The sequence below is a fragment of the Streptococcus oralis genome, assembly GCF_019929365.1.
GTDB classification, from domain to species: Bacteria; Bacillota; Bacilli; order Lactobacillales; family Streptococcaceae; genus Streptococcus; species Streptococcus oralis_BT.
Map to the genome: position 1 here is coordinate 616,093 of NZ_JAHZPH010000001.1, position 19,308 is coordinate 635,400.

The 19,308-nt window shown below is 43.6% G+C and carries 17 protein-coding genes; 2 read left to right on the plus strand and 15 right to left on the minus strand.

The window, feature by feature from the left end; genetic code table 11:
* Nucleotides 1-23: 23 nt before the first annotated feature.
* The 4 genes from yaaA to K1I53_RS03180 all read right to left on the minus strand — a co-directional run bounded on the left by yaaA (nt 24) and on the right by K1I53_RS03180 (nt 5,650).
* Complete coding sequence (yaaA, locus tag K1I53_RS03165) at nt 24-752, minus strand: peroxide stress protein YaaA (protein ID WP_223328258.1); 729 nt, start codon at nt 750-752, stop codon at nt 24-26.
* Nucleotides 753-831: 79 nt separating this feature from the next.
* Entirely contained in the window at nt 832-2,427 is a 1,596-nt protein-coding gene (locus K1I53_RS03170) for a hypothetical protein (protein ID WP_223328259.1), read from the minus strand.
* A gap of 11 nt (nt 2,428-2,438) precedes the next feature.
* Nucleotides 2,439-2,849: a peptide deformylase gene (locus tag K1I53_RS03175; protein ID WP_125449495.1), complete on the minus strand. Its 411-nt coding sequence runs from the start codon at nt 2,847-2,849 to the stop codon at nt 2,439-2,441.
* A 104-nt stretch (nt 2,850-2,953) separates the two neighbouring features.
* Complete coding sequence (locus tag K1I53_RS03180; RefSeq protein WP_223328260.1) at nt 2,954-5,650, minus strand: cation-translocating P-type ATPase; 2,697 nt, start codon at nt 5,648-5,650, stop codon at nt 2,954-2,956.
* A 306-nt stretch (nt 5,651-5,956) separates the two neighbouring features.
* Between K1I53_RS03180 and K1I53_RS03185 the strand changes: the two genes are divergently transcribed.
* Nucleotides 5,957-7,144: a cation diffusion facilitator family transporter gene (locus tag K1I53_RS03185; protein WP_223328262.1), complete on the plus strand. Its 1,188-nt coding sequence runs from the start codon at nt 5,957-5,959 to the stop codon at nt 7,142-7,144.
* Between the two features lie 37 nt (nt 7,145-7,181).
* On the opposite strand, the gene K1I53_RS03190 is transcribed toward K1I53_RS03185, so the two are convergent.
* The 8 genes from K1I53_RS03190 to cdaA form a co-directional block, all read right to left on the minus strand.
* Nucleotides 7,182-9,053, minus strand: coding sequence for an ABC-F family ATP-binding cassette domain-containing protein (locus K1I53_RS03190; protein WP_223328264.1), 1,872 nt, complete (start codon nt 9,051-9,053; stop codon nt 7,182-7,184).
* Nucleotides 9,050-10,249, minus strand: coding sequence for a CCA tRNA nucleotidyltransferase (locus K1I53_RS03195; protein ID WP_223328266.1), 1,200 nt, complete (start codon nt 10,247-10,249; stop codon nt 9,050-9,052). Before K1I53_RS03195 ends, K1I53_RS03190 begins: the two co-directional genes overlap by 4 nt.
* A complete protein-coding gene (gene dapB / locus K1I53_RS03200; RefSeq protein WP_223328268.1) occupies nt 10,246-11,013 on the minus strand; it encodes a 4-hydroxy-tetrahydrodipicolinate reductase in 768 nt (255 codons plus the stop codon). The genes K1I53_RS03195 and dapB overlap by 4 nt, the downstream gene beginning before the upstream one ends.
* Nucleotides 11,014-11,060: 47 nt before the next feature.
* The gene (locus K1I53_RS03205; protein WP_223328269.1) at nt 11,061-11,909 is read right to left on the minus strand and encodes a DegV family protein; all 849 of its coding nucleotides are present in this window, start codon (nt 11,907-11,909) and stop codon (nt 11,061-11,063) included.
* 2 nt (nt 11,910-11,911) lie between these two features.
* The gene (locus tag K1I53_RS03210; RefSeq protein ID WP_001050092.1) at nt 11,912-12,286 is read right to left on the minus strand and encodes a DUF1149 family protein; all 375 of its coding nucleotides are present in this window, start codon (nt 12,284-12,286) and stop codon (nt 11,912-11,914) included.
* Nucleotides 12,287-12,359: 73 nt separating this feature from the next.
* Entirely contained in the window at nt 12,360-13,712 is a 1,353-nt protein-coding gene (gene glmM, locus K1I53_RS03215; protein WP_223328271.1) for a phosphoglucosamine mutase, read from the minus strand.
* Nucleotides 13,713-13,740: 28 nt separating this feature from the next.
* A complete protein-coding gene (locus K1I53_RS03220; RefSeq protein WP_223328273.1) occupies nt 13,741-14,523 on the minus strand; it encodes a CdaR family protein in 783 nt (260 codons plus the stop codon).
* Entirely contained in the window at nt 14,510-15,367 is an 858-nt protein-coding gene (gene cdaA / locus K1I53_RS03225) for a diadenylate cyclase CdaA (protein WP_084974910.1), read from the minus strand. Before cdaA ends, K1I53_RS03220 begins: the two co-directional genes overlap by 14 nt.
* Nucleotides 15,368-15,503: 136 nt before the next feature.
* Here cdaA and K1I53_RS03230 point away from each other — a divergent pair, with 136 nt between their 5' ends.
* Nucleotides 15,504-16,472 carry an NAD(P)/FAD-dependent oxidoreductase gene (locus K1I53_RS03230; protein ID WP_223328276.1) on the plus strand — a complete coding sequence of 323 codons (969 nt, stop codon included), beginning with the start codon at nt 15,504-15,506 and terminating at the stop codon, nt 16,470-16,472.
* A 31-nt stretch (nt 16,473-16,503) separates the two neighbouring features.
* Here the strand turns inward: K1I53_RS03230 and whiA are convergent, their stop codons facing one another.
* From whiA to rapZ, 3 genes are read right to left on the minus strand one after another with little or no spacing between them, the layout of a single operon-like run.
* Complete coding sequence (whiA, locus tag K1I53_RS03235) at nt 16,504-17,415, minus strand: DNA-binding protein WhiA (protein WP_223328278.1); 912 nt, start codon at nt 17,413-17,415, stop codon at nt 16,504-16,506.
* The gene (locus K1I53_RS03240) at nt 17,412-18,389 is read right to left on the minus strand and encodes a YvcK family protein (RefSeq protein WP_223328279.1); all 978 of its coding nucleotides are present in this window, start codon (nt 18,387-18,389) and stop codon (nt 17,412-17,414) included. The genes whiA and K1I53_RS03240 overlap by 4 nt, the downstream gene beginning before the upstream one ends.
* On the minus strand, nt 18,386-19,276 hold the full coding sequence (rapZ, locus tag K1I53_RS03245; protein ID WP_000163046.1) for an RNase adapter RapZ: 891 nt from the start codon (nt 19,274-19,276) through the stop codon (nt 18,386-18,388). The genes K1I53_RS03240 and rapZ overlap by 4 nt, the downstream gene beginning before the upstream one ends.
* Nucleotides 19,277-19,308: the final 32 nt, after the last annotated feature.

Genomic DNA, 19,308 nt, shown 5'->3' on the forward strand with positions numbered 1-19,308 from the left:
AAACCAGCTCACATGAGCTGGTTTTATACTTGTTTCACAAAGACGAGTTCTAAGTCACTTGATAAATCAGGTCGGTAGTCAAAGCCTGCAAAGCGGAGCTTACGAGCTTGCTCAACTGTTTGGACTTGCCCTTCTATCAAGGCGGTCAAAAAGGCACCACGCGCTTTCTTTGAAATGGTTGAGTGGATTTTCAACTGGCCTGCCTTGTCCTCCATAAATTTGAAGGTCACCATCTTTTCTCTGATTTCCTTAGAAAATACGGTTTCAAACTCTGATGACAAGAGAGAAAAAATCAAGTCCTCATCCTGTAGTGCCTCATCATAGGCTGACTTCCAATGACTCTTTAAGGTTTTTCCAGCTACTTTTAACTTCATCAAGAAGTCCAAACGGTGAGGAGCCATGGGCGACAAGGCTGGGACAACACCGTATAAAGCCGAGGTAATCAGAACATGATCTTTAAGATAGGCTTGTTCAGCCTCGGTCAATTTATCTCTTTTAATGTGGCGATACATGAGACCATCAAAAAGTTTCAAGGCTGGATAATGTTTAGCGCTTTGATCTTTTAGAGTTTGAATATGAGCGTACTCTTCTTCTGCTTTTTCGGCAGATACCTTATAAAAACTTTCTAATTCACTAGCTGAGTAGTGTGCCAGCGAATCAAGGACTGCCTGACTTTCTTCCCTCAAGGGGAGTGCTTCGATATAAGGAAGGTCTGTGTTCATTTCTTTGGCTGTTGGGATTGAAATTTTCATATTGTTAGTGTAGCATATTTTTCAATCACGACCAAGAATTTCATCTTAAAAACCTCGGTATTAGCCGAGGTTTCTTTGTTTATTTCACTTTAAATGTTTTGAGGTAATTGTCTTTTCCAACTTGACCTTCGAAAGATTGGCCATTTTCAAGGTAAGGAAGGTCGTCTGATACGGAAGCCTTGACCTTGTGAATCTTGCCATCAACTTTGAAGAAGTAGACGGTATCCCCCTTGATAACAGCTGATTTAAGGTCTGAAACTACTCCCTTGATACTTTCTACCGTTTCATTATCCAGGTCGAGGTCATTTTTATTGGCATACTTTCCGAGGAGCTCATCTACCGTAGTTGCTACGATGACATTTTGATACTCCACGGCATCGACCAATGCATACTCCTTGACCAAGCCTGCATTGTCCTTTAAGCCCATGATATAGAGCGGTTTGTCATTGAGATTAACAAGGATAGGGAAGGTAGCCTTGTAGGCTTTCTCTTGTACTGCTCCTTCTGCGGAAGCACGGGCTGATTCTTCGGTTGCTGATGCTAGATTGTACTTGGTGATTTCACCAGTACGCATATTTTCAAGGATAAATCCTAGATTACTTTCATCAGCATTTGCAGAAGTCACCCCCGTGTAAAGATAAATGTCATTTCCGATAGAAAGATAGTTATAGCCCTCTGTCGTTTGGGTAACATTTTTCTTAGAAATCAAGGCATTCCAGAAGCCGTCTTTATACTTGCCATTATAGTTGATTTGCTGGATGGTTTCCTCTGCTGGATAGATACGGTCCACCCATTCTGGCACCTCATCCAAGCTGTATTCCTTGGTTTCTCCATTGGTAGCATCTAAGATAATAACAGACGAAGGACGAGGGACTCCTAGACCAAACTGCTTTTGATAAACGGTTGCTACATAGAAGGGATTGCCTTCATCATCCACCTCAAAGGAGGGCGTTTTAAAAATCTTGGTTGGGTACTTAATCCGAAGATGGCGTTTGACGTCTCGGTTAAAATACTCAGAGTCTGAATACTTCATGGGCGTTTTTAAATCCACCAATTCCGCATTTCCTGTCACCATATCAACCTTGATATACTCGCCAATTCCCTTGGACTGATTATTAAACCATTTGATCGGGTCAGCATACTCCAAAGGTGTCACCCGATAGGGTTTGCCATCAACCGTCAGCTGGGTATAAGTATCTGCTGCCACGTACTGGGAGACCTTATCCGCCAGAGAGCCTAGATAACGGTCTCCAATCTTTTCTGCAGTGCTCCGATCTAGGATTGGAACCTTACTGGTATCACTCTTGGGAAAATCTTTAAAATCTTTTTCTGTGATAGACACCACATTAGCATAGTTTTTTGCTTGGAAAAAGCTAGAGGTCACTAGGCTTACCAAACCAGCAAGGGCAAAGATAAGGCCTGCAGCCAGCAACAATCCTCCACCTAATTTATTAAAATGAAGCCCTTCTAGATTGAGTTCGTTTGCAACCTTTCCATGACGTAGGTGAACTGTCTTGAGAAGATTGGTATCCTTGCGGAAACTAAACAAAATTCCCATCACCACCAAATGTCCACAGAGGAAGAAGATGAATTCCCAACTGGTAAGATTGAAGGGTGGCAAAAAGATATACCAAGTTGTTGCGATAAAAACAAGTTCAAAGAGTATGCGTTTCATCTGAGTTCCTCCTAAATAATCCGTCCTTCCAAATGATCCAGTTCATGTTGGCATATCTGAGCTGGAAAACCTGTTAGCGTAATGTTCTGTTCCTGCCACTTACTATCACGATAGGAAACCGTAATCGTTTCATAACGAGTCGTTGGCCGTACCCCAGTCAAGGACAAACACCCTTCCTCTGTCTCGTAAGTTCCTTTGTAGGAAAGGAGAACAGGGTTAAACATGACCATGGGAACCAAGCCAAGATTGAAGATAATCACGCGCTTCTGCACGCCAATCATATTAGCCGCCAGACCAACACAGGTCTCGCGATTAGCCAGCAGGGTATCCTGTAAATCTCTAGCCAGATAAAGGTCTTCCTGACTTGCAGGTTTCGAAACTTGCGACAAAAATAAGACATCTCGGACAATTTTCTTTTCCATCCTCTTTCACTCCTTGCTACTTTACTTTATTATAGCACAAAAGGAGGCGACTTCTAGTCCTTTCCCTCAAATGCAAAAAAAGCCATCCGAAGATGACTTTCTTTTTAAATCGCGTTTTTATCAAGACCAAGTTTACGTTGAACAAACTTAACGATTTCGACGATAAGAATCATTGAGAAGCTTCCAGCTAGAACAATAGCCCATTGCGATAAGTCTAGTTTGGTTACGTGGAAGATACCTTCAAGTGGTTCTACGACGATTGTTGCCATCAAGAGGATGAAAGATACCAAGATTGACCAGTTGAAAGTCTTAGACTTGAATGGTCCGACTGTCAAGATAGATTGGTAAACAGACTTGACGTTGTAGGCATGGAAGAGCTGAATCAAACCAAGTGTTGCAAAGGCCATGGTGAGGGCATCCGCATGAATGGCATGATTGTCACCCACATGAACTGGGTAAGCAATTGCAAGTCCATAAACACTCATAACAATAGCTGCTTGGAGTACACCTTGATAGATGATAGAACTCAAAACACCACCTGAGAAGAAGCTTGCCTTTCGTCCACGTGGTTTATGATTCATGACACCAGGCTCAGCAGGTTCAACACCAAGAGCAATAGCTGGGAAGGTATCTGTTACCAAGTTGATCCACAAAAGATGAACTGGCTGCAAGACGTCCCAACCAAACAAGGTTGATAAGAAGATGGTTAATACTTCAGCCGTATTGGCAGAAAGTAAGTACTGAATAGTCTTTTGAATGTTTGAGAAGACCTTACGTCCTTCTTCAACTGCGACGATAATAGTCGCAAAGTTATCATCTGCAAGAATCATGTCAGAAGCTCCCTTAGAAACCTCTGTACCAGTGATTCCCATACCGATACCGATATCGGCTGTTTTCAGAGCTGGCGCATCATTAACACCGTCACCTGTCATAGCAACAACCTTACCTTGTTTTTGCCAAGCCTTGACGATACGAACCTTGTGTTCTGGAGACACACGGGCATAAACAGAGTATTGACCAACTACTTTTTCAAAGTCTTCATCTGACAGTTCGTTGAGCTCAGCACCAGTTAAAACGTGGCCTTCTGTATCATTTGCATCAATAATTCCCAAACGTTTGGCAATAGCTTCTGCAGTATCTTGATGGTCACCCGTAATCATGATTGGACGGATTCCAGCTTCCTTAGCCACACGAACAGCTTCTGCAGCTTCGGCACGTTCAGGGTCAATCATTCCAATCAATCCAGTAAAGATCAAGTTGTTTTCAAGCTCTTCAGAAGTCAAGTTTTCTGGAATACTATCGATAATCTTATAAGCACCCGCAAGGACACGCAAGGCTTGGTGAGCCATTTCAGAGTTGTTTGTGTGAATTATGTCATTGACTTGATTATCAATCGGAGCGACATCTCCAGCTTTATCCCGAGCAACACAACGTTTCAAGAGTTGGTCAGGGGCTCCCTTGACTGCTACGAGGAATTTACCATCTGGTAATGGATGAACCGTTGACATGAGTTTACGATCTGAGTCAAACGGCAATTCAGCTACACGAGGATATTTCTCTAAGAACCCTTTAACATCGTAACCCTTGTCCAAGGCATACTGGATGAAGGCTGTTTCCGTTGGATCCCCGATCAGGTTTCCTTCTGCATCAATCTTAGTATCGTTAGCCAAGACAACTGAACGAAGAAGAGGCATTTCAAGACCTAGTTCAATGTCATCAGCTGAATCATGTAGTACTGCATCATAGAAGACTTTTTCGACGGTCATCTTGTTCATGGTAAGCGTACCAGTCTTATCAGAAGCGATGATCTCAGTTGAACCAAGTGTTTCAACTGCTGGCAACTTACGAACGATAGAGTTTCGTTTTGCCAAAACTTGAGTACCAAGGGCAAGAACGATGGTCACGATAGCAGGAAGTCCTTCTGGGATGGCTGCAACAGCAAGCGCAACAGATGTCATCAACTCACCAAGTGGATTTTTACCTTGAATGAAGACTCCGACTACAAAAGTAACAAGGGCAATGACCAAAATTGCATAGGTCAAGACCTTAGAAAGGTTGTTCAAGTTTTGTTTGAGTGGTGTATCCGTCTCATCCGCATCTTGGAGCATGCCAGCGATATGACCCACTTCCGTGTACATACCTGTATTGACAACAACGCCAAGACCACGACCATAAGTCACATTTGAGTTTTGGAAGGCCATATTGACACGGTCACCAATACCAGCATCTGCAGAGAGCTCGACAGTCAAGTCTTTTTCGACTGGAACAGACTCACCTGTCAAAGCTGCTTCTTCGATTTTAAGAGAATTAGCTTCTAGCAATCGTAGGTCTGCTGGCACCACGTCACCTGCTTCAAGAGCAACGATATCACCTGGTACCAATTCTTTTGAATCAATCTCAGCCATATGCCCATCACGAATAACGCGAGCAGCTGGACTAGACATAGACTTGAGGGCTTCGATGGCTTCTTCTGCTTTTCCTTCTTGGTAAACACCGAAGGCAGCGTTGATGATAACCACGGCTAGGATAATGATGGCATCTGCGATATCTTCCCCACCAGAAGTTACGACTGACAAGATAGCCGCAGCAACTAGGATGATAATCATCAAATCCTTAAATTGCTCGATAAACTTGACTAGGAGTGATTTTTTCTCACCCTCTTCCAGTTCATTGCGTCCATATTCAGCTAGACGTTTCTGCGCTTCGCTTGACGAAAGACCTTGCTCAGTTGCTTCAACTGACTTCAAGACCTCTTCAGGACTTTGAGTGTAAAACGCTTGGCGTTTTTGTTCTTTTGACATGTGTCTCCTCCTTGACATTGTGTGCAAAACAAGTTCTCTTTTAGTTTTATGACAAACAAAAAGAGACCTGTTAATCATAACAAGTCTCGCTGTTTAAGATAGTGCCGGAAAACATACTTTTCAGTATACAATTCGGAATGACGACACTATCACAGGTTTCTGCCAGCTACTCCCTTGAGTAGTACTATTATATCAAAATTTGAAAAGTTTTCAAGGGTTTAAATCCGATGAAACAAGACTAAATTTGAATTTTCCCTTGAAAACCAGTATAATGGTAGAATACTATATGACTAGAAAGGAAGCCCGATGAACCAATCCATGTCAAATCTCAAATTGGCAGAACGTGGAGCCATTATCAGTATCTCGACCTACTTACTCTTGTCTGCGGCAAAATTAGCAACTGGTCATCTACTTCATTCATCCAGTTTGGTAGCGGATGGTTTCAACAACGTATCCGATATTATCGGAAATGTTGCTCTTCTGATTGGCATTCGGATGGCTCGCCAGCCTGCAGACCGTGACCACCGCTTTGGACACTGGAAGATTGAAAATTTAGCTAGTTTGATCACTTCCATCATCATGTTCTACGTTGGCTTTGATGTTCTTCGGGACACCATTCAAAAAATTCTCAGTCGGGAACAGACGGTTATTGACCCTCTAGGTGCAAGTCTAGGAGTCTTATCTGCAGCAGTCATGTTCGCCGTTTATCTCTATAATACTCGTCTCAGTAAGAAATCCAAATCTAAGGCCCTCAAGGCTGCCGCCAAGGACAATCTTTCCGATGCTGTCACTTCGCTGGGGACTTCCATCGCCATCCTAGCCAGCAGTTTCAATTATCCAATCGTGGATAAACTGGTCGCCATTATCATCACTTTCTTTATCTTAAAGACAGCCTATGATATCTTTATCGAGTCTTCCTTCAGTCTTTCAGATGGTTTTGACGACCGTCTGCTGGAAGATTATCAAAAGGCCATCATGGAGATTCCAAAGATTAGTAAGGTTAAGTCCCAAAGAGGTCGCACCTACGGTAGCAATATCTACCTTGATATCACGCTGGAGATGAATCCCGACCTATCAGTCTATGAAAGTCACGAAATTGCAGATCAGGTTGAGTCTATGCTAGAAGAACGATTTGGTGTTTTTGATACCGATGTCCATATCGAACCTGCTCCTATACCTGAAGACGAAATTTTGGACAATGTCTATAAAAAACTACTCATGCGCGAGCAGCTGATTGATCAGGGAAATCAACTGGAAGAACTCCTATCTGAAGATTTCATCTATATCCGTCAAGATGGAGAGCAGATGGATAAAAAGGCCTATCAAGCTGAAAAAGAACTAGCATCTGCTATCAAAGATTTCCGGCTGACCTCCATCAGTCAGAAAACCAAACTCATTTGCTATGAAATGGATGGTATCGTCCATACCAGTATATGGCGCCGTCACGAAACTTGGCAAAATATCTTTCATCAAGAAACCAAAAAAGAAGAATAGAAAAATCCTGTCAGTACGACAGGATTTTCTCATTCTTCTAATTATCAAACTCACTTAAGTATTCATAGCGTTCGTATTTTTCAAGGAGTTCTTCGTTTTTTTCATCGAGCTCTTTCTGAAGTGTCGCAAGTTTACCAAAATCAGAGCCATTTGCCTGCATCTCCTCTTCAATAGCAGCGATACGATTTTCCAAGGCTTCAATATCACCTTCAATGCTTGCCCACTCCTGCTTTTCTTGATAGGTCATCCGCTTCTTTTCTTCACGGACTTTGACCACTTTCTCCTTTTCGGCCTTTTGCACTTGATTGGCCATCTCTGTTTCAAAGTTTTTTTCATCAAGGTAGTCGGTGTAATGACCAAAGAAAGGACGAATCTTGCCATCTTCAAAAGCGAGAATCTTTGTCGCTACCTTATCCAAGAAATAACGGTCGTGGCTAACTGTCAAGACAGGGCCTGCAAATCCTTGCAAGAAATTCTCCAAAACTGTCAAAGTTGCAATGTCTAGGTCATTTGTCGGCTCGTCCAAAAGAAGAACATTTGGTTTCTCCAAGAGTAATTTGAGGAGATAAAGACGTTTTTTCTCGCCACCAGACAATTTCTCAATCAAGGTTCCATGCGTCGAACGTGGGAAGAGGAACTGCTCCAGCAGCTCAGCAATGGAAGTCGTAGAACCACCACTGGTCTTAACCTCTTCTGCTACTTCCTGCAGGTAATTGATAACCCGTTTGCTTTCATCCAAACCTTCAATTTGTTGAGAGAAATAGGCAATGCGAACCGTCTCACCGATGATAACTTGACCTTTAGTCGGCTCAAGACTTCCTGCGATGAGGTTGAGAAGAGTTGACTTCCCGACACCGTTGTCCCCAACGATTCCGATACGGTCTTTGGCTTGCACCAATAGATTAAAATCTTGCAAAATGGGCTTGTTTTCATAGGCGAAGGAAACATCTTTAAACTCGATAACCTTCTTACCAATACGGCTGGTTTCAAAGTTCATGGTCAAGTCTGTCTCAGCAACGCCGCCTGAAACTTCTTTTTTCAGGTCATGGAAACGATTGATACGAGCCTGTTGCTTGGTCGCACGCGCCTGAGGTTGTCTGCGCATCCAGGCCAATTCTTGCTTATAAAGTTGTTCCTTTTTGTGGAGAAGGGCAGCGTCACGCTCATCCTGTTCAGCCTTGAGGCGAACATAGTCCTGATAATTTCCCTGATACTCGGTCAAGCCTGCTCGGTCCAACTCGAAAATCCGCGTTGATAGTGCATCTAGGAAATAACGATCGTGGGTGATAAAGAGAACTGTCTTCTTGGAATTTTTCAAAAAAAGAGTCAGCCACTCAATGGTCGCAATGTCCAGGTGGTTGGTCGGCTCGTCCAGAAGCAAGAGGTCGTGGTTTCCTAGGAGAACTTGCGCCAACTGAACCCGTCTTCTCAGACCACCTGACAATTCACCAACTGGAGTCGACAAGTCCTGAATACCTAGCTTACTGAGGACCGTCTTGACCTGGCTTTCAATTTCCCAGGCTTGGAGAGAATCCATCTCTGCCATGACCCGTTCCAAACGATCCTGCTTGTCCTCACTGTAGTGGAGCATGATTAACTCATACTCACGAATCAACTGGATTTCCTTGAGGTCGCTGGAGAGAACCGTATCCAAGACAGTCTTGTTATCATCAAAATCTGGATTCTGGGTCAAGTAACCAATCTTATAGTCATTCTTTGCCGAAAAGGGACTGACATCCCCATCAAAGCCTGAAACTCCAGAAAGGACGTCCAAAAGGGTGGTCTTACCCGTTCCATTAACACCGATTAGACCGATTCTGTCTAGGTCATGGATGATAAAGGAAATATCCTTAAAAACGGTCTTGTCACCGACGGATTTGCTTAGTTTTTCAACGATAAAATCACTCATTTTTTCTCCCTTAGATAAGCATGGATTGCTTGACGGTCATTTTCCAATTCTCCATCGACAATGGCAAACTCAATCTCTGTTAAAATCTCTCCCAAGTCTGGTCCTGGCTGGTAACCATATTCCTTAATCAAAATGCCACCGTTAATCTGAATTTCTTTCTTATCATGAATGGTCAAACTCTGATAGGTTTCTGTGATGGCTTGTGGATTGACTTCTTTTCCTTGGGCCTGACGAAGACTTTCAGCTTGTAGAAGGGAATCCAAGTCAAAGCGGTAACAATCGCGCTTGCTCAGCTCTCCCTTTTCACGCAGAGCCAATATGGTCAGCAAATCCTGTACTTGCTTTGCAAACTGGCGTGAGGTTTTCCACGCCTTCAAAAATGGCTGTGCATCTTTAATCTCCAAAGTCCACAAGAGGGCCGCCCAGGCTTGTTCAGAAGAGGCAAAGGTGAAATCCGCCTCTAAATCAAACAATTTTTGAAGTTTATCTCGACTGTCTGCCATATCAGGGAGATAATCATAAGCTCGACTCTCAATCATGGAAGACAGACCAACTCTCCAAAAAGGTGCCAGCAAGAGCTTATCAAACTCAACGAAGGTGCGCTCCACAGAAATCTTCTCCAAGAGCGGCGTCAAAGTCTTCATCGCCTCAAATGTTTCTGGCTCAAGTTCAAAACCTAGACTGGCCTGAAAGCGGAAACCACGCATAATACGTAGAGCATCTTCGTTGAAACGCTCACTAGCAACACCCACCGCTCGCAAGACTTTGTTTTCCAAATCTTTGAGACCATCGAACAAATCAATGATTTCTCCTGTCTCATCCAAGGCAAAGGCGTTGACTGTGAAATCACGGCGTTTGAGGTCTTCTTCTAGCGAACGCACAAAGGAAACCGCACTGGGTCTGCGATAGTCTACATAGACATCCTCTGTCCGAAAGGTGGTTACCTCATACTCCTCATCCCCATCTAAAACCAAAACGGTTCCGTGCTCAATTCCGATATCGGCTGTTCGCGGAAAAATCTGCTTGGTCTCCTCAGGATAAGAAGAAGTCGCAATATCCACATCGTGGATGGGACGATTGAGGAGGGCATCTCGAACAGAGCCTCCAACAAAATAGGCCTCAAAGCCTGCTTCTTTAATTTTTTCTAATACTGGTAAAGCCTTCTGAAATTCAGAAGGCATTTGTGTTAATCTCATAATAAGTGTTCTAATCCATAGACAAGCTCATGACGCTTGACAACTTCTTTGATTCCTAAATTGACCCCTGTCATGAAGGAGCTGCGATCATAGGAGTCATGACGGAGGGTCAATCCTTCTCCTTGATTGCCAAAGATGACTTCCTGATGGGCTACCAAGCCTGGTAGACGGACCGAATGGATGCGCATGCCATCAAAGTCAGCACCGCGAGCACCTGCAATCAATTCTTCCTCATCAGGCGCACCTTGCTGGATTGATTCCCGAACTTCCGCCATCAACTCAGCCGTTTTAATGGCTGTTCCACTCGGAGCATCTTTTTTCTTGTCATGATGGAGCTCGATAATCTCCACATTTGGGAAATATTTGGCAGCCTGCGCCGCAAATTGCATGAGCAAGACAGCCCCCAAGGCAAAGTTAGGGGCAATCAAGCCACCCAAATCTTGTTCACGGGAAAATGCTTTTAGTTCTGCAATTTCTTCACTAGTGAATCCTGTTGTTCCAACTACTGGAGCAAAGCCATTTTCAAGAGCAAAGCGTGTATTTTCGTAGGCAACGGCTGGTGTAGTAAAATCTACCCAAACATCCGCTTCAAAACCAGCCAAGGCAGCCTTATCATTGAAGACAGGAATACCCTGCCATTCTGACTCAGACTCAAAAGGATCCAAAACTGCGACCAAGTCCAAGTCTGGATCAGCCAAGACCATCTGACAAGCGGCTTGACCCATCTTTCCCTTAAAACCGGCAATAATTACTCGAATACTCATCTCTACTCCTATTCAAGATACAAAGGACATTAGCTGCCCAGAACAATCTAGACAACTGGCGTATAGCTCAAGGCGATACTGCCTTCTCCAAGGTGGGTCCCAATGACACTACCAAAGCTAACAATTGGAATCTCAGAATTCACACCACCCTCAATCAAGAGTTGGCGCAAATCTGCCGCCTTTTGGGGAGCATTGCCATGAATGACAGTTATACGGTAGTCCCCATCTTTTGTCAACTCTTTAATGATTTCGACCAAACGTTTGATTGCTTTCTTTTCTGTACGAACTTTTTCGTAAACTTCAATCACTCCTTGGTCATTAAAGTAAAGGATAGGCTTGATACTGAGGAGATTCCCCAAAACAGCCGCACCATTTGACAGACGACCTCCCTTAACCAAGTGATCGAGGTCATCTACTATGATAAAGGCTGAGTTATCAGCAATTTGAAGAGCTAATTTTTCCTGAATCTGGGCAAAATCATCGCCTTGTTCTGCCCATTCAAAGGCACTCTCCACCATAAATCCTAGAGGGGAGCTTGTGATATGGGTATCAGGAAAGGCAATGGTCAAGCCATCATACTCATCCAACATGTATTGGATGTTCTGATAAAAGCCTGAAATTCCTGACGAAAGAAAGAGTCCCAAGACATGGGTATAACCCTCGTCTTTCAAAGAACTAAGAATCTCATCCAATTTGGCAATACTTGGTTGACTGGTTTTAGGCAATTCTGCAGACTGAGCCATTTTTTGATAAAATTCCTCAGCAGTCAGATTGACACCTTCGACATACTCCTCCCCATCAATATTGACAGGAATATCCAAAATAAATAGATTCTCTCTTTGCAGCGTCTTCTCCTCTAAATAGGCTGAAGAATCTGTAATGACAGCTAATTTCATGACTAAAACTCCAAATTGATCCCTGGAAGATCCAAGGCGATTTCTGTTACTTCATACGTCAAACGATTGAGCATGTTCAAACATGGACGTGCCAAGGTTTCGACTTCTTCTTGGTTAAATTCGCTTGGTTCGTTGACAATACGACCTTCCACATGGTTAACTTGAGAAATTGTTCCGCTGATGACAAATTTGTCAAAGACAATCATGAAACTCAAGATAACGACTAGCGAAGTTACTTGGTTTTCTTGGTCATGTTGGAGCAACTGAAAGTTCACATCTACCTTGGTTTCAGGAGCTCCATTTTCATTTTCCCATTCAAAGTTACGAGCATCAAAGTGATACTGGCTAACAAATTCTTGTTCTCGTTTAAGATTCATTTTTCTCTCCCATTGCTACAATTTACTATGCAATTGTACCACATTTTTATCATTTCATCTAGTTTTCTAGGCTTTAGTCAATACCGATTTCATCTTTAACAACAGCAGCAATTGTATCTACGTAGTAGTTAACTTCTTCTGTTGTTGGGGCTTCTGCCATGACGCGCAAGAGGGGTTCTGTTCCACTTGGGCGGACAAGGATACGACCGTTCCCTGCCATTTCTTCTTCCATCTTTTCGATGATTGTCTTGATGGCTGGTACTTCCATGGCTTTCTCTTTCATAGCATTTTCCACTCGGATATTGACCAGTTTTTGTGGGTAAATCGTCACTTCTGATGCCAGTTGAGACAAGCTCTTACCTGTTTCTTTCATGATTTTGGTCAATTGAACAGCTGATAATTGACCATCACCAGTTGTATTGTAATCCATCAAGATAACGTGACCTGATTGTTCACCACCAAGGTTGTAGCCTGATTTTCTCATTTCTTCGACAACATAGCGGTCTCCAACTGCAGTGACTGCCTTGTTAATGCCAGCACTCTCCAAAGCCTTATGGAAGCCAAGGTTAGACATAACCGTTGTCACGATGGTGTTTTGAGCCAACTGTCCTTTTTCAGAAAGGTATTTCCCGATGATGTACATGATCTTATCACCATCGACGATGTCGCCATTTTCATCGACAGCAATCAAGCGGTCACTGTCTCCGTCAAAGGCCAAACCAATAGCTGACTGGCTTTCTTTGACTAGTTCTTGGAGAGCTTCTGGGTGAGTTGAACCAACATTTAGGTTGATGTTAAGACCATCTGGTGTCTCCCCAATTACAGTCAATTGCGCACCCAGATCAGCAAAAATCTGACGGGCACTTGTAGCTGCTGCACCGTTGGCTGTATCCAAGGCAACTTTCATTCCCTCAAGAGGAGTTCCAGTTGAAACAAGGTAGCCTTCATACTTACGCAAACCTTCTGGATAGTCCACCAAGGTTCCCAAGCCCTCAGCACTCGGACGAGGAAGTGTGTCTTCGGCAGCGTCCAACAAGGCTTCGATTTCTGCTTCTTTTTCGTCATCAAGTTTGAAGCCATCCCCACCAAAGAACTTAATTCCATTATCAAGGGCTGGGTTGTGACTCGCTGAAATCATGACACCTGCACTGGCTCCCTCAGTTTTGACCAAATAAGCTACTGCTGGTGTCGCAAGGACACCGAGTTTGTAGACGTGAATTCCTACAGAGAGAAGACCTGCCACCAAGGCAGACTCTAGCATTTCTCCTGAGATACGTGTATCACGTCCTACAAAAACTTTAGGGGCTTCCGTTTCGTGTTGGCTAAGGACATAACCACCAAAACGTCCCAATTTAAAGGCCAATTCTGGCGTCAGTTCTACGTTTGCTTCTCCACGGACTCCATCAGTCCCAAAATATTTACCCATTTTATTTATCATCCTTTTCTATTATTTATTATTGTTTAGACGAATCTGATTTCGTTTCTGAACTCGTTGAAGACGAACTGCTCTCTGAGGAACTTGTTGACGAGTTACTCGAACTAGACGTTGCTGTTTTTGTTGTAATTTTCATAGTTGTGTCAAACGGCATAATGACACTTGGCAAAACATTTCCATTTTTATCAACTGCTTGTAGAGGAACAGAAGCCGAGTAGTTACCTGTTATCCGTTCACTCGTCGGTAAGATGGCAATGACACGATCTACTTTGGAGAGGGTTTCCTCATCACTAATAACCGTTACTTTTTCATCTGACACAGTAACTGTATCGATTTTCACACGAGAATCAATCTGGCTAGGATCAATCTCTGGCACAACGATTACATTGCCTCGTTTTGCTTTTTTACCGACCTTCACTGTTATCTTTTGCGGTGTTGCAACAGCGGTCAAACCACTTGGTAGATTTTCTATGTTTAGAGGAACTTCGATGGTCCCTACACTGGCATTGGTTAAGTCAGCTGTCACCTTGAATTTACGCGTACTTTCCTGCATTTCGCTTGCCAAAGCAACTCGATTGGAACCTGTCAAGAAAACCGTTACTTCTGACGTGAAGCCACTGATAAAGTACTGGTCGCTATCATACTGAATATCTATTGGGACATTAAGGACCGTATTGGTGTAGGTTTCCGTCCGCACCTGTCTGGCACTATTATTATTCTGATAGTTTGTAGAAGTCGCATAGATAAAGAGAATGCAGGCGAAAAAGAAGGAAGAAATGATATAAAGACTATTTTTTCTCATGTTTCAATCCTCCTAGCAAACGCTCTTTCAGACCATGTTTTTCCTCTGATGTTGGAAGTAGGATTCTTCTCAATTCAGATTCAAACTCTTCCAAGGTCAAATCGTGCTTAAAGACTCCATTATAGGTGATTGAGATTCCACCCGTTTCTTCCGAAACCACAAAGGTAAGAGCATCTGACACTTCCGACAAACCAATCGCCGCCCTGTGACGCGTTCCAAACTCTTTGGAAATCTCTGTATTTTCAGTTAGTGGCAAGTAGGCTGAAGTAACAGCAATCCGATCTTCTCGGATAATGACCGCTCCGTCGTGTAAGGGAGTGTTGGGAATAAAGATATTGATGAGCAATTCAGCTGAAATCTTGGCATCTAAGGGAATCCCCGTCGATATGTATTCCTGTAAGGTTCTCACTCGCTGCACTGCTACCAGCGCACCAATCTTACGCGGGCTCATGTACTCGACTGATTTGACAAAGGCACGAATCATCTGCTCTTCTGCGCTAATCGGAGCATTGGAAAAGAAATCCGTTGCCCGCCCCAACCGCTCTAGACCTGTCCGAATCTCTGGTGAAAAGATGACTACTGCTGCAATGACCCCGTAGGTGATGATCTGATTGATCAACCAAGAAATGGTCGTTAAACCAATCATATTGGAGAGAATTTGAGCTAGAATGAAGACCAAAACTCCCCGCACCAATATCATGATTTTAGTACCTGCAATGGCCTTTGTAAAATGATACAAAATATAAGTCACAATCAAAATATCAATCAGATTGATGACTATAGTCCAAGGACTTGAAAACAAACTCGTCCAATATTGTAAGTTGGAAAATTGCTGAAAATTCATCCCTGGTTCCCTCCCTATCAAAACACGTTCCTTCCTATTATACCATTTTCTAACAATTTTTTCCCTATCCTGCTTCATTTTAATTTGATTAAAAATATGATAAAATAAACTGACTAGAAAAAACGAAGGAGAAATCATGTCTCAACTCTATGATATTACCATTGTAGGTGGCGGTCCTGTCGGGCTCTTTGCTGCCTTTTACGCCCATCTACGCCAAGCCAAAGTCCAGATCATCGACTCCCTTCCCCAGCTCGGTGGTCAGCCAGCCATCCTCTACCCTGAAAAGCAAATCCTTGATGTGCCAGGCTTCCCAAACTTAACTGGAGAAGAGCTGACCAATCGCTTGATTGAACAGCTAAACGGCTTTGAAACACCTGTTCACCTCAACGAAACCGTTCTTGAAATCGAGAAACAAGATCAAGGTTTTACCATCACAACCAACAAGGGAAGTCACCTGACTAAAACAGTCATCATTGCCATGGGTGGTGGCGCCTTCAAACCACGTCCGCTCGAATTGGAGAACGTTGAGGACTATGAAAATATCCACTACCACGTTTCCAACATTCAACAATACGCTGGTAAGAAAGTGACCATCCTTGGTGGCGGGGACTCAGCAGTGGACTGGGCTCTAGCTTTTGAAAAAATTACCCCAACCACCCTTGTTCACCGCAGAGATAACTTCCGCGCCTTGGAACACAGTGTACAATCCCTGCAAAAATCATCTGTAACCATCAAAACACCGTTCATTCCTAGCCAACTTATCGGAGATGGAAAAACACTCGACAAACTAGAAATCACCAAAGTCAAATCAGATGAAACCGAGACTATCGAAGTAGACCATCTCTTTGTCAACTATGGTTTCAAATCATCTGTTGGTAATCTTAAAAATTGGGGGCTGGACCTCAATCGTCACAAGATTATCGTTAACAGCAAGCAAGAATCCAGTCAAGCAGGTATCTACGCCATTGGGGACTGCTGCTACTATGAAGGAAAGATTGACTTGATTGCTACAGGTCTTGGAGAAGCACCAACTGCTGTGAACAATGCTATCAACTACATCGACCCTGAGCAAAAAGTACAACCAAAACACTCAACAAGTTTATAAGAAAAGAACCACGGATCAACGATTCGTGGTTTTATAATTCATCTGCAATCTTGTTTATTTTTCTGAGTCTGTGGTTGACACCACTTTTGGTCAGGGGAATGCTCAGACTATCTGCCAACTGCTGGATAGAGTAGTCCGGGTGCTGGATCCGCAACTGAGCTACCTCCTGCAAATCCACGGGTAAATTTTCCAAACCCATTCTATCTTTGATTTTACTGATATTGTTGATGGTCTTCATACTAGCAGAGACCGTCCGAGCGATATTGGCTGTTTCAGCGTTATTGGCTCGATTGAGATCATTACGGGTTTCACGCAAAATCTTGACGCGCTCAAAATTATCACGCGCCTGCATGGCCCCAATCACGATCAAGAAATCCATGATGTCTTCTGCCCGCTGGAGATAGGTAACTGCACCTTTCTTTCGCTCAATAACCTTGGCATCCAGTAAAAATTGCTGGAGGAGAGAGGCTAGTCCTTGGGCATGGTCCAGATAAACGGAACTGATCTCCAACTGGTACTTGCCAGACTCCGGATCTCGGATGCTGCCATTTGCCAAAAAGGCCCCACATAGATAAGCACGTCCAGCCTCCTCATCTGCTAAAATATCGGGATCGATACCCGTCTCCAAACCAAAGAAGGAATCCGCAAGCCGCAAATCAGCTAAAAGCTCCTGCACTCTCTCATCGGTATAGACCGTGTAGACACGATTCTTACGAAGATTGCTTCTCTGATGGTGACGAATCTCTGACTTGATCTCATAAAAATGGAGAAAGGACTCATAGAGATGCCGAGCCAACTTGGCATTTTCGGTCACGACGGACAAGGTCAAGCCTGAAGTAGAGAGACCGATACTGCCAGACATCTTGATAATGGCAGACAATTCATGGCGGCTTAGATGGTGTTGACCAAGAATTTCCTCTTTTACTGCAACTGTGAAACTCATTTTCTCACCTGTATAATGCGCATCAATTCGTCTACAATCAAATCGCCATCATGGAAGGCACCTCCATTTTGCAAACGAAGGAAGTTGGATGAAATCACACGAGGGACCTGCTTGCAAAGACCAGCAAAGTCATGCTCTACCTGAACCAAATATTCATCAAAACGGTTGGTATTCATGTATTCTCTAGGAACCTTTTCGATATTGACCAAGACCGTATCAATAAAAGACCGACCTAGATGGCGATGGAGAACTTCCACATGGTCACTGTCTGAAAAGTGCTCTGTTTCCCCACGCTGAGTCATGATATTGCAAACGTAAGCTATCTCCGCCTTGGTCTCCAAGAGTGCTTGCCCAATCTCCTCAATGACAATATTTGGCAATATCGATGTAAAGAGGGAACCAGGCCCCAAGACAATCATATCACTCTCGAGAATGGTATTGACTACTCGACGGCTGGCTTGGGGTGTTTCATCATCCAAGGTATTGGTCACATAGACATGGTCGATCATGCCTGGATGATCTGCAATGTGGCTCTCACCTGCCACCTCAGAACCGTCTTTAAAGACTGCATGCAGTGTCAAAGGCTGGTCGCTTGAGGGGTAGATTTTTCCTGTTGTGTGAAAGAACTTACTGAGTAATTGCATAGCATTGTAGGTAGATCCTTGCATTTCAGAAAGTCCTGCTATAATGATATTTCCTAGAGGATGACCCGCAAAAGCACCAGCCTCTTCTGAGAAACGGTACTGAAAAACCTTCTCATAAAACTTAGGCATATCCGACATGGCTACCAGAACATTGCGAAGATCACCTGGCGGTGTCAGCTGTTGGATATTCTTTCTTAGTTCACCAGAAGAGCCACCATCATCGGCGACTGTTACGATGGCTGCGATGTCAACATCCTTTTCGCGTAAGCTTTTCAAAATGACGGGGATACCTGTTCCTCCACCAATCACCGTTATCTTTGGTTTTCTCATGAACGGTTTACCGTTTCCTTTCTTCTGTCTTTATCACGATGGCTTTCATTGACAGGCCAGTTTTTAGCAAGGTCCTCAGCGATTCGTTTTGCAAAGGCAACACTACGGTGTTGTCCACCTGTACATCCTACTGCAATGGTTAAAACAGACTTGCCTTCTTTTTTGTAACTTGGCAAAATGGGCTCAATCAAGGCGAGTAAGTGCTGATAGAAACTTTCAGACTCTTCATGATTCATCACATAATCATAAACTGCTTGATCCTCACCTGTCTGATTGCGGAGTTCAGGGAGATAGTAGGGATTTGGCAAGAAACGGACATCAAAAACCAAGTCTGCATCGATAGGGATACCATACTTGAATCCAAAAGACATGACCTCTATACGGAAAGACTGGGCTTGTTCTTGATCCGAAAACTGCTCTGCAATGGTTTTACGAAGTTCACGAGGAGTGAGTTCTGTCGTATCCACCACATTTTGACTCATGTTTTTCAAAGGTGCCAAGAGCTCGCGCTCCAGCTTGATGCCGTCCAAAATCCGACCATCCGCTGCTAGAGGGTGACTCCGTCTGGTTTCCTTGTAACGGGCCACCAATTCCTTATCTTTTGCATCCAAAAAGAGAATTTTGAAATCCAAATCATCTTGGTTTTCCAATTCATCCAAAACTGCCTGAATCTCTGAAAAGAAGGAACGGCTCCGCATGTCCACAACCAAGGCCAGTTTGTGGTCATCATCCTTGGTCTCTACCAACTGCAAAAACTTTGGCAAGAGGGCTGGTGGCATATTGTCAATAGTGAAATATCCCAAATCCTCGAAGGACTGAATGGCTACTGTTTTCCCTGCGCCACTCATCCCTGTCACAATCACCAGGTGAAGTTGTTTCTTTGTCATCTATCTCTCCTTATATCAAAAAAAGTTTGGCA

Coding starts and splice junctions, on each gene's coding strand:
- yaaA (WP_223328258.1), bottom strand. CDS start 752: ATGAAAATTTCAATCCCAACAGCCAAAGAAATGAACACAGACCTTCCT.
- K1I53_RS03170 (WP_223328259.1), bottom strand. CDS start 2,427: ATGAAACGCATACTCTTTGAACTTGTTTTTATCGCAACAACTTGGTAT.
- K1I53_RS03175 (WP_125449495.1), bottom strand. CDS start 2,849: ATGGAAAAGAAAATTGTCCGAGATGTCTTATTTTTGTCGCAAGTTTCG.
- K1I53_RS03180 (WP_223328260.1), bottom strand. CDS start 5,650: ATGTCAAAAGAACAAAAACGCCAAGCGTTTTACACTCAAAGTCCTGAA.
- K1I53_RS03185 (WP_223328262.1), top strand. CDS start 5,957: ATGAACCAATCCATGTCAAATCTCAAATTGGCAGAACGTGGAGCCATT.
- K1I53_RS03190 (WP_223328264.1), bottom strand. CDS start 9,053: ATGAGTGATTTTATCGTTGAAAAACTAAGCAAATCCGTCGGTGACAAG.
- K1I53_RS03195 (WP_223328266.1), bottom strand. CDS start 10,249: ATGAGATTAACACAAATGCCTTCTGAATTTCAGAAGGCTTTACCAGTA.
- dapB (WP_223328268.1), bottom strand. CDS start 11,013: ATGAGTATTCGAGTAATTATTGCCGGTTTTAAGGGAAAGATGGGTCAA.
- K1I53_RS03205 (WP_223328269.1), bottom strand. CDS start 11,909: ATGAAATTAGCTGTCATTACAGATTCTTCAGCCTATTTAGAGGAGAAG.
- K1I53_RS03210 (WP_001050092.1), bottom strand. CDS start 12,286: ATGAATCTTAAACGAGAACAAGAATTTGTTAGCCAGTATCACTTTGAT.
- glmM (WP_223328271.1), bottom strand. CDS start 13,712: ATGGGTAAATATTTTGGGACTGATGGAGTCCGTGGAGAAGCAAACGTA.
- K1I53_RS03220 (WP_223328273.1), bottom strand. CDS start 14,523: ATGAGAAAAAATAGTCTTTATATCATTTCTTCCTTCTTTTTCGCCTGC.
- cdaA (WP_084974910.1), bottom strand. CDS start 15,367: ATGAATTTTCAGCAATTTTCCAACTTACAATATTGGACGAGTTTGTTT.
- K1I53_RS03230 (WP_223328276.1), top strand. CDS start 15,504: ATGTCTCAACTCTATGATATTACCATTGTAGGTGGCGGTCCTGTCGGG.
- whiA (WP_223328278.1), bottom strand. CDS start 17,415: ATGAGTTTCACAGTTGCAGTAAAAGAGGAAATTCTTGGTCAACACCAT.
- K1I53_RS03240 (WP_223328279.1), bottom strand. CDS start 18,389: ATGAGAAAACCAAAGATAACGGTGATTGGTGGAGGAACAGGTATCCCC.
- rapZ (WP_000163046.1), bottom strand. CDS start 19,276: ATGACAAAGAAACAACTTCACCTGGTGATTGTGACAGGGATGAGTGGC.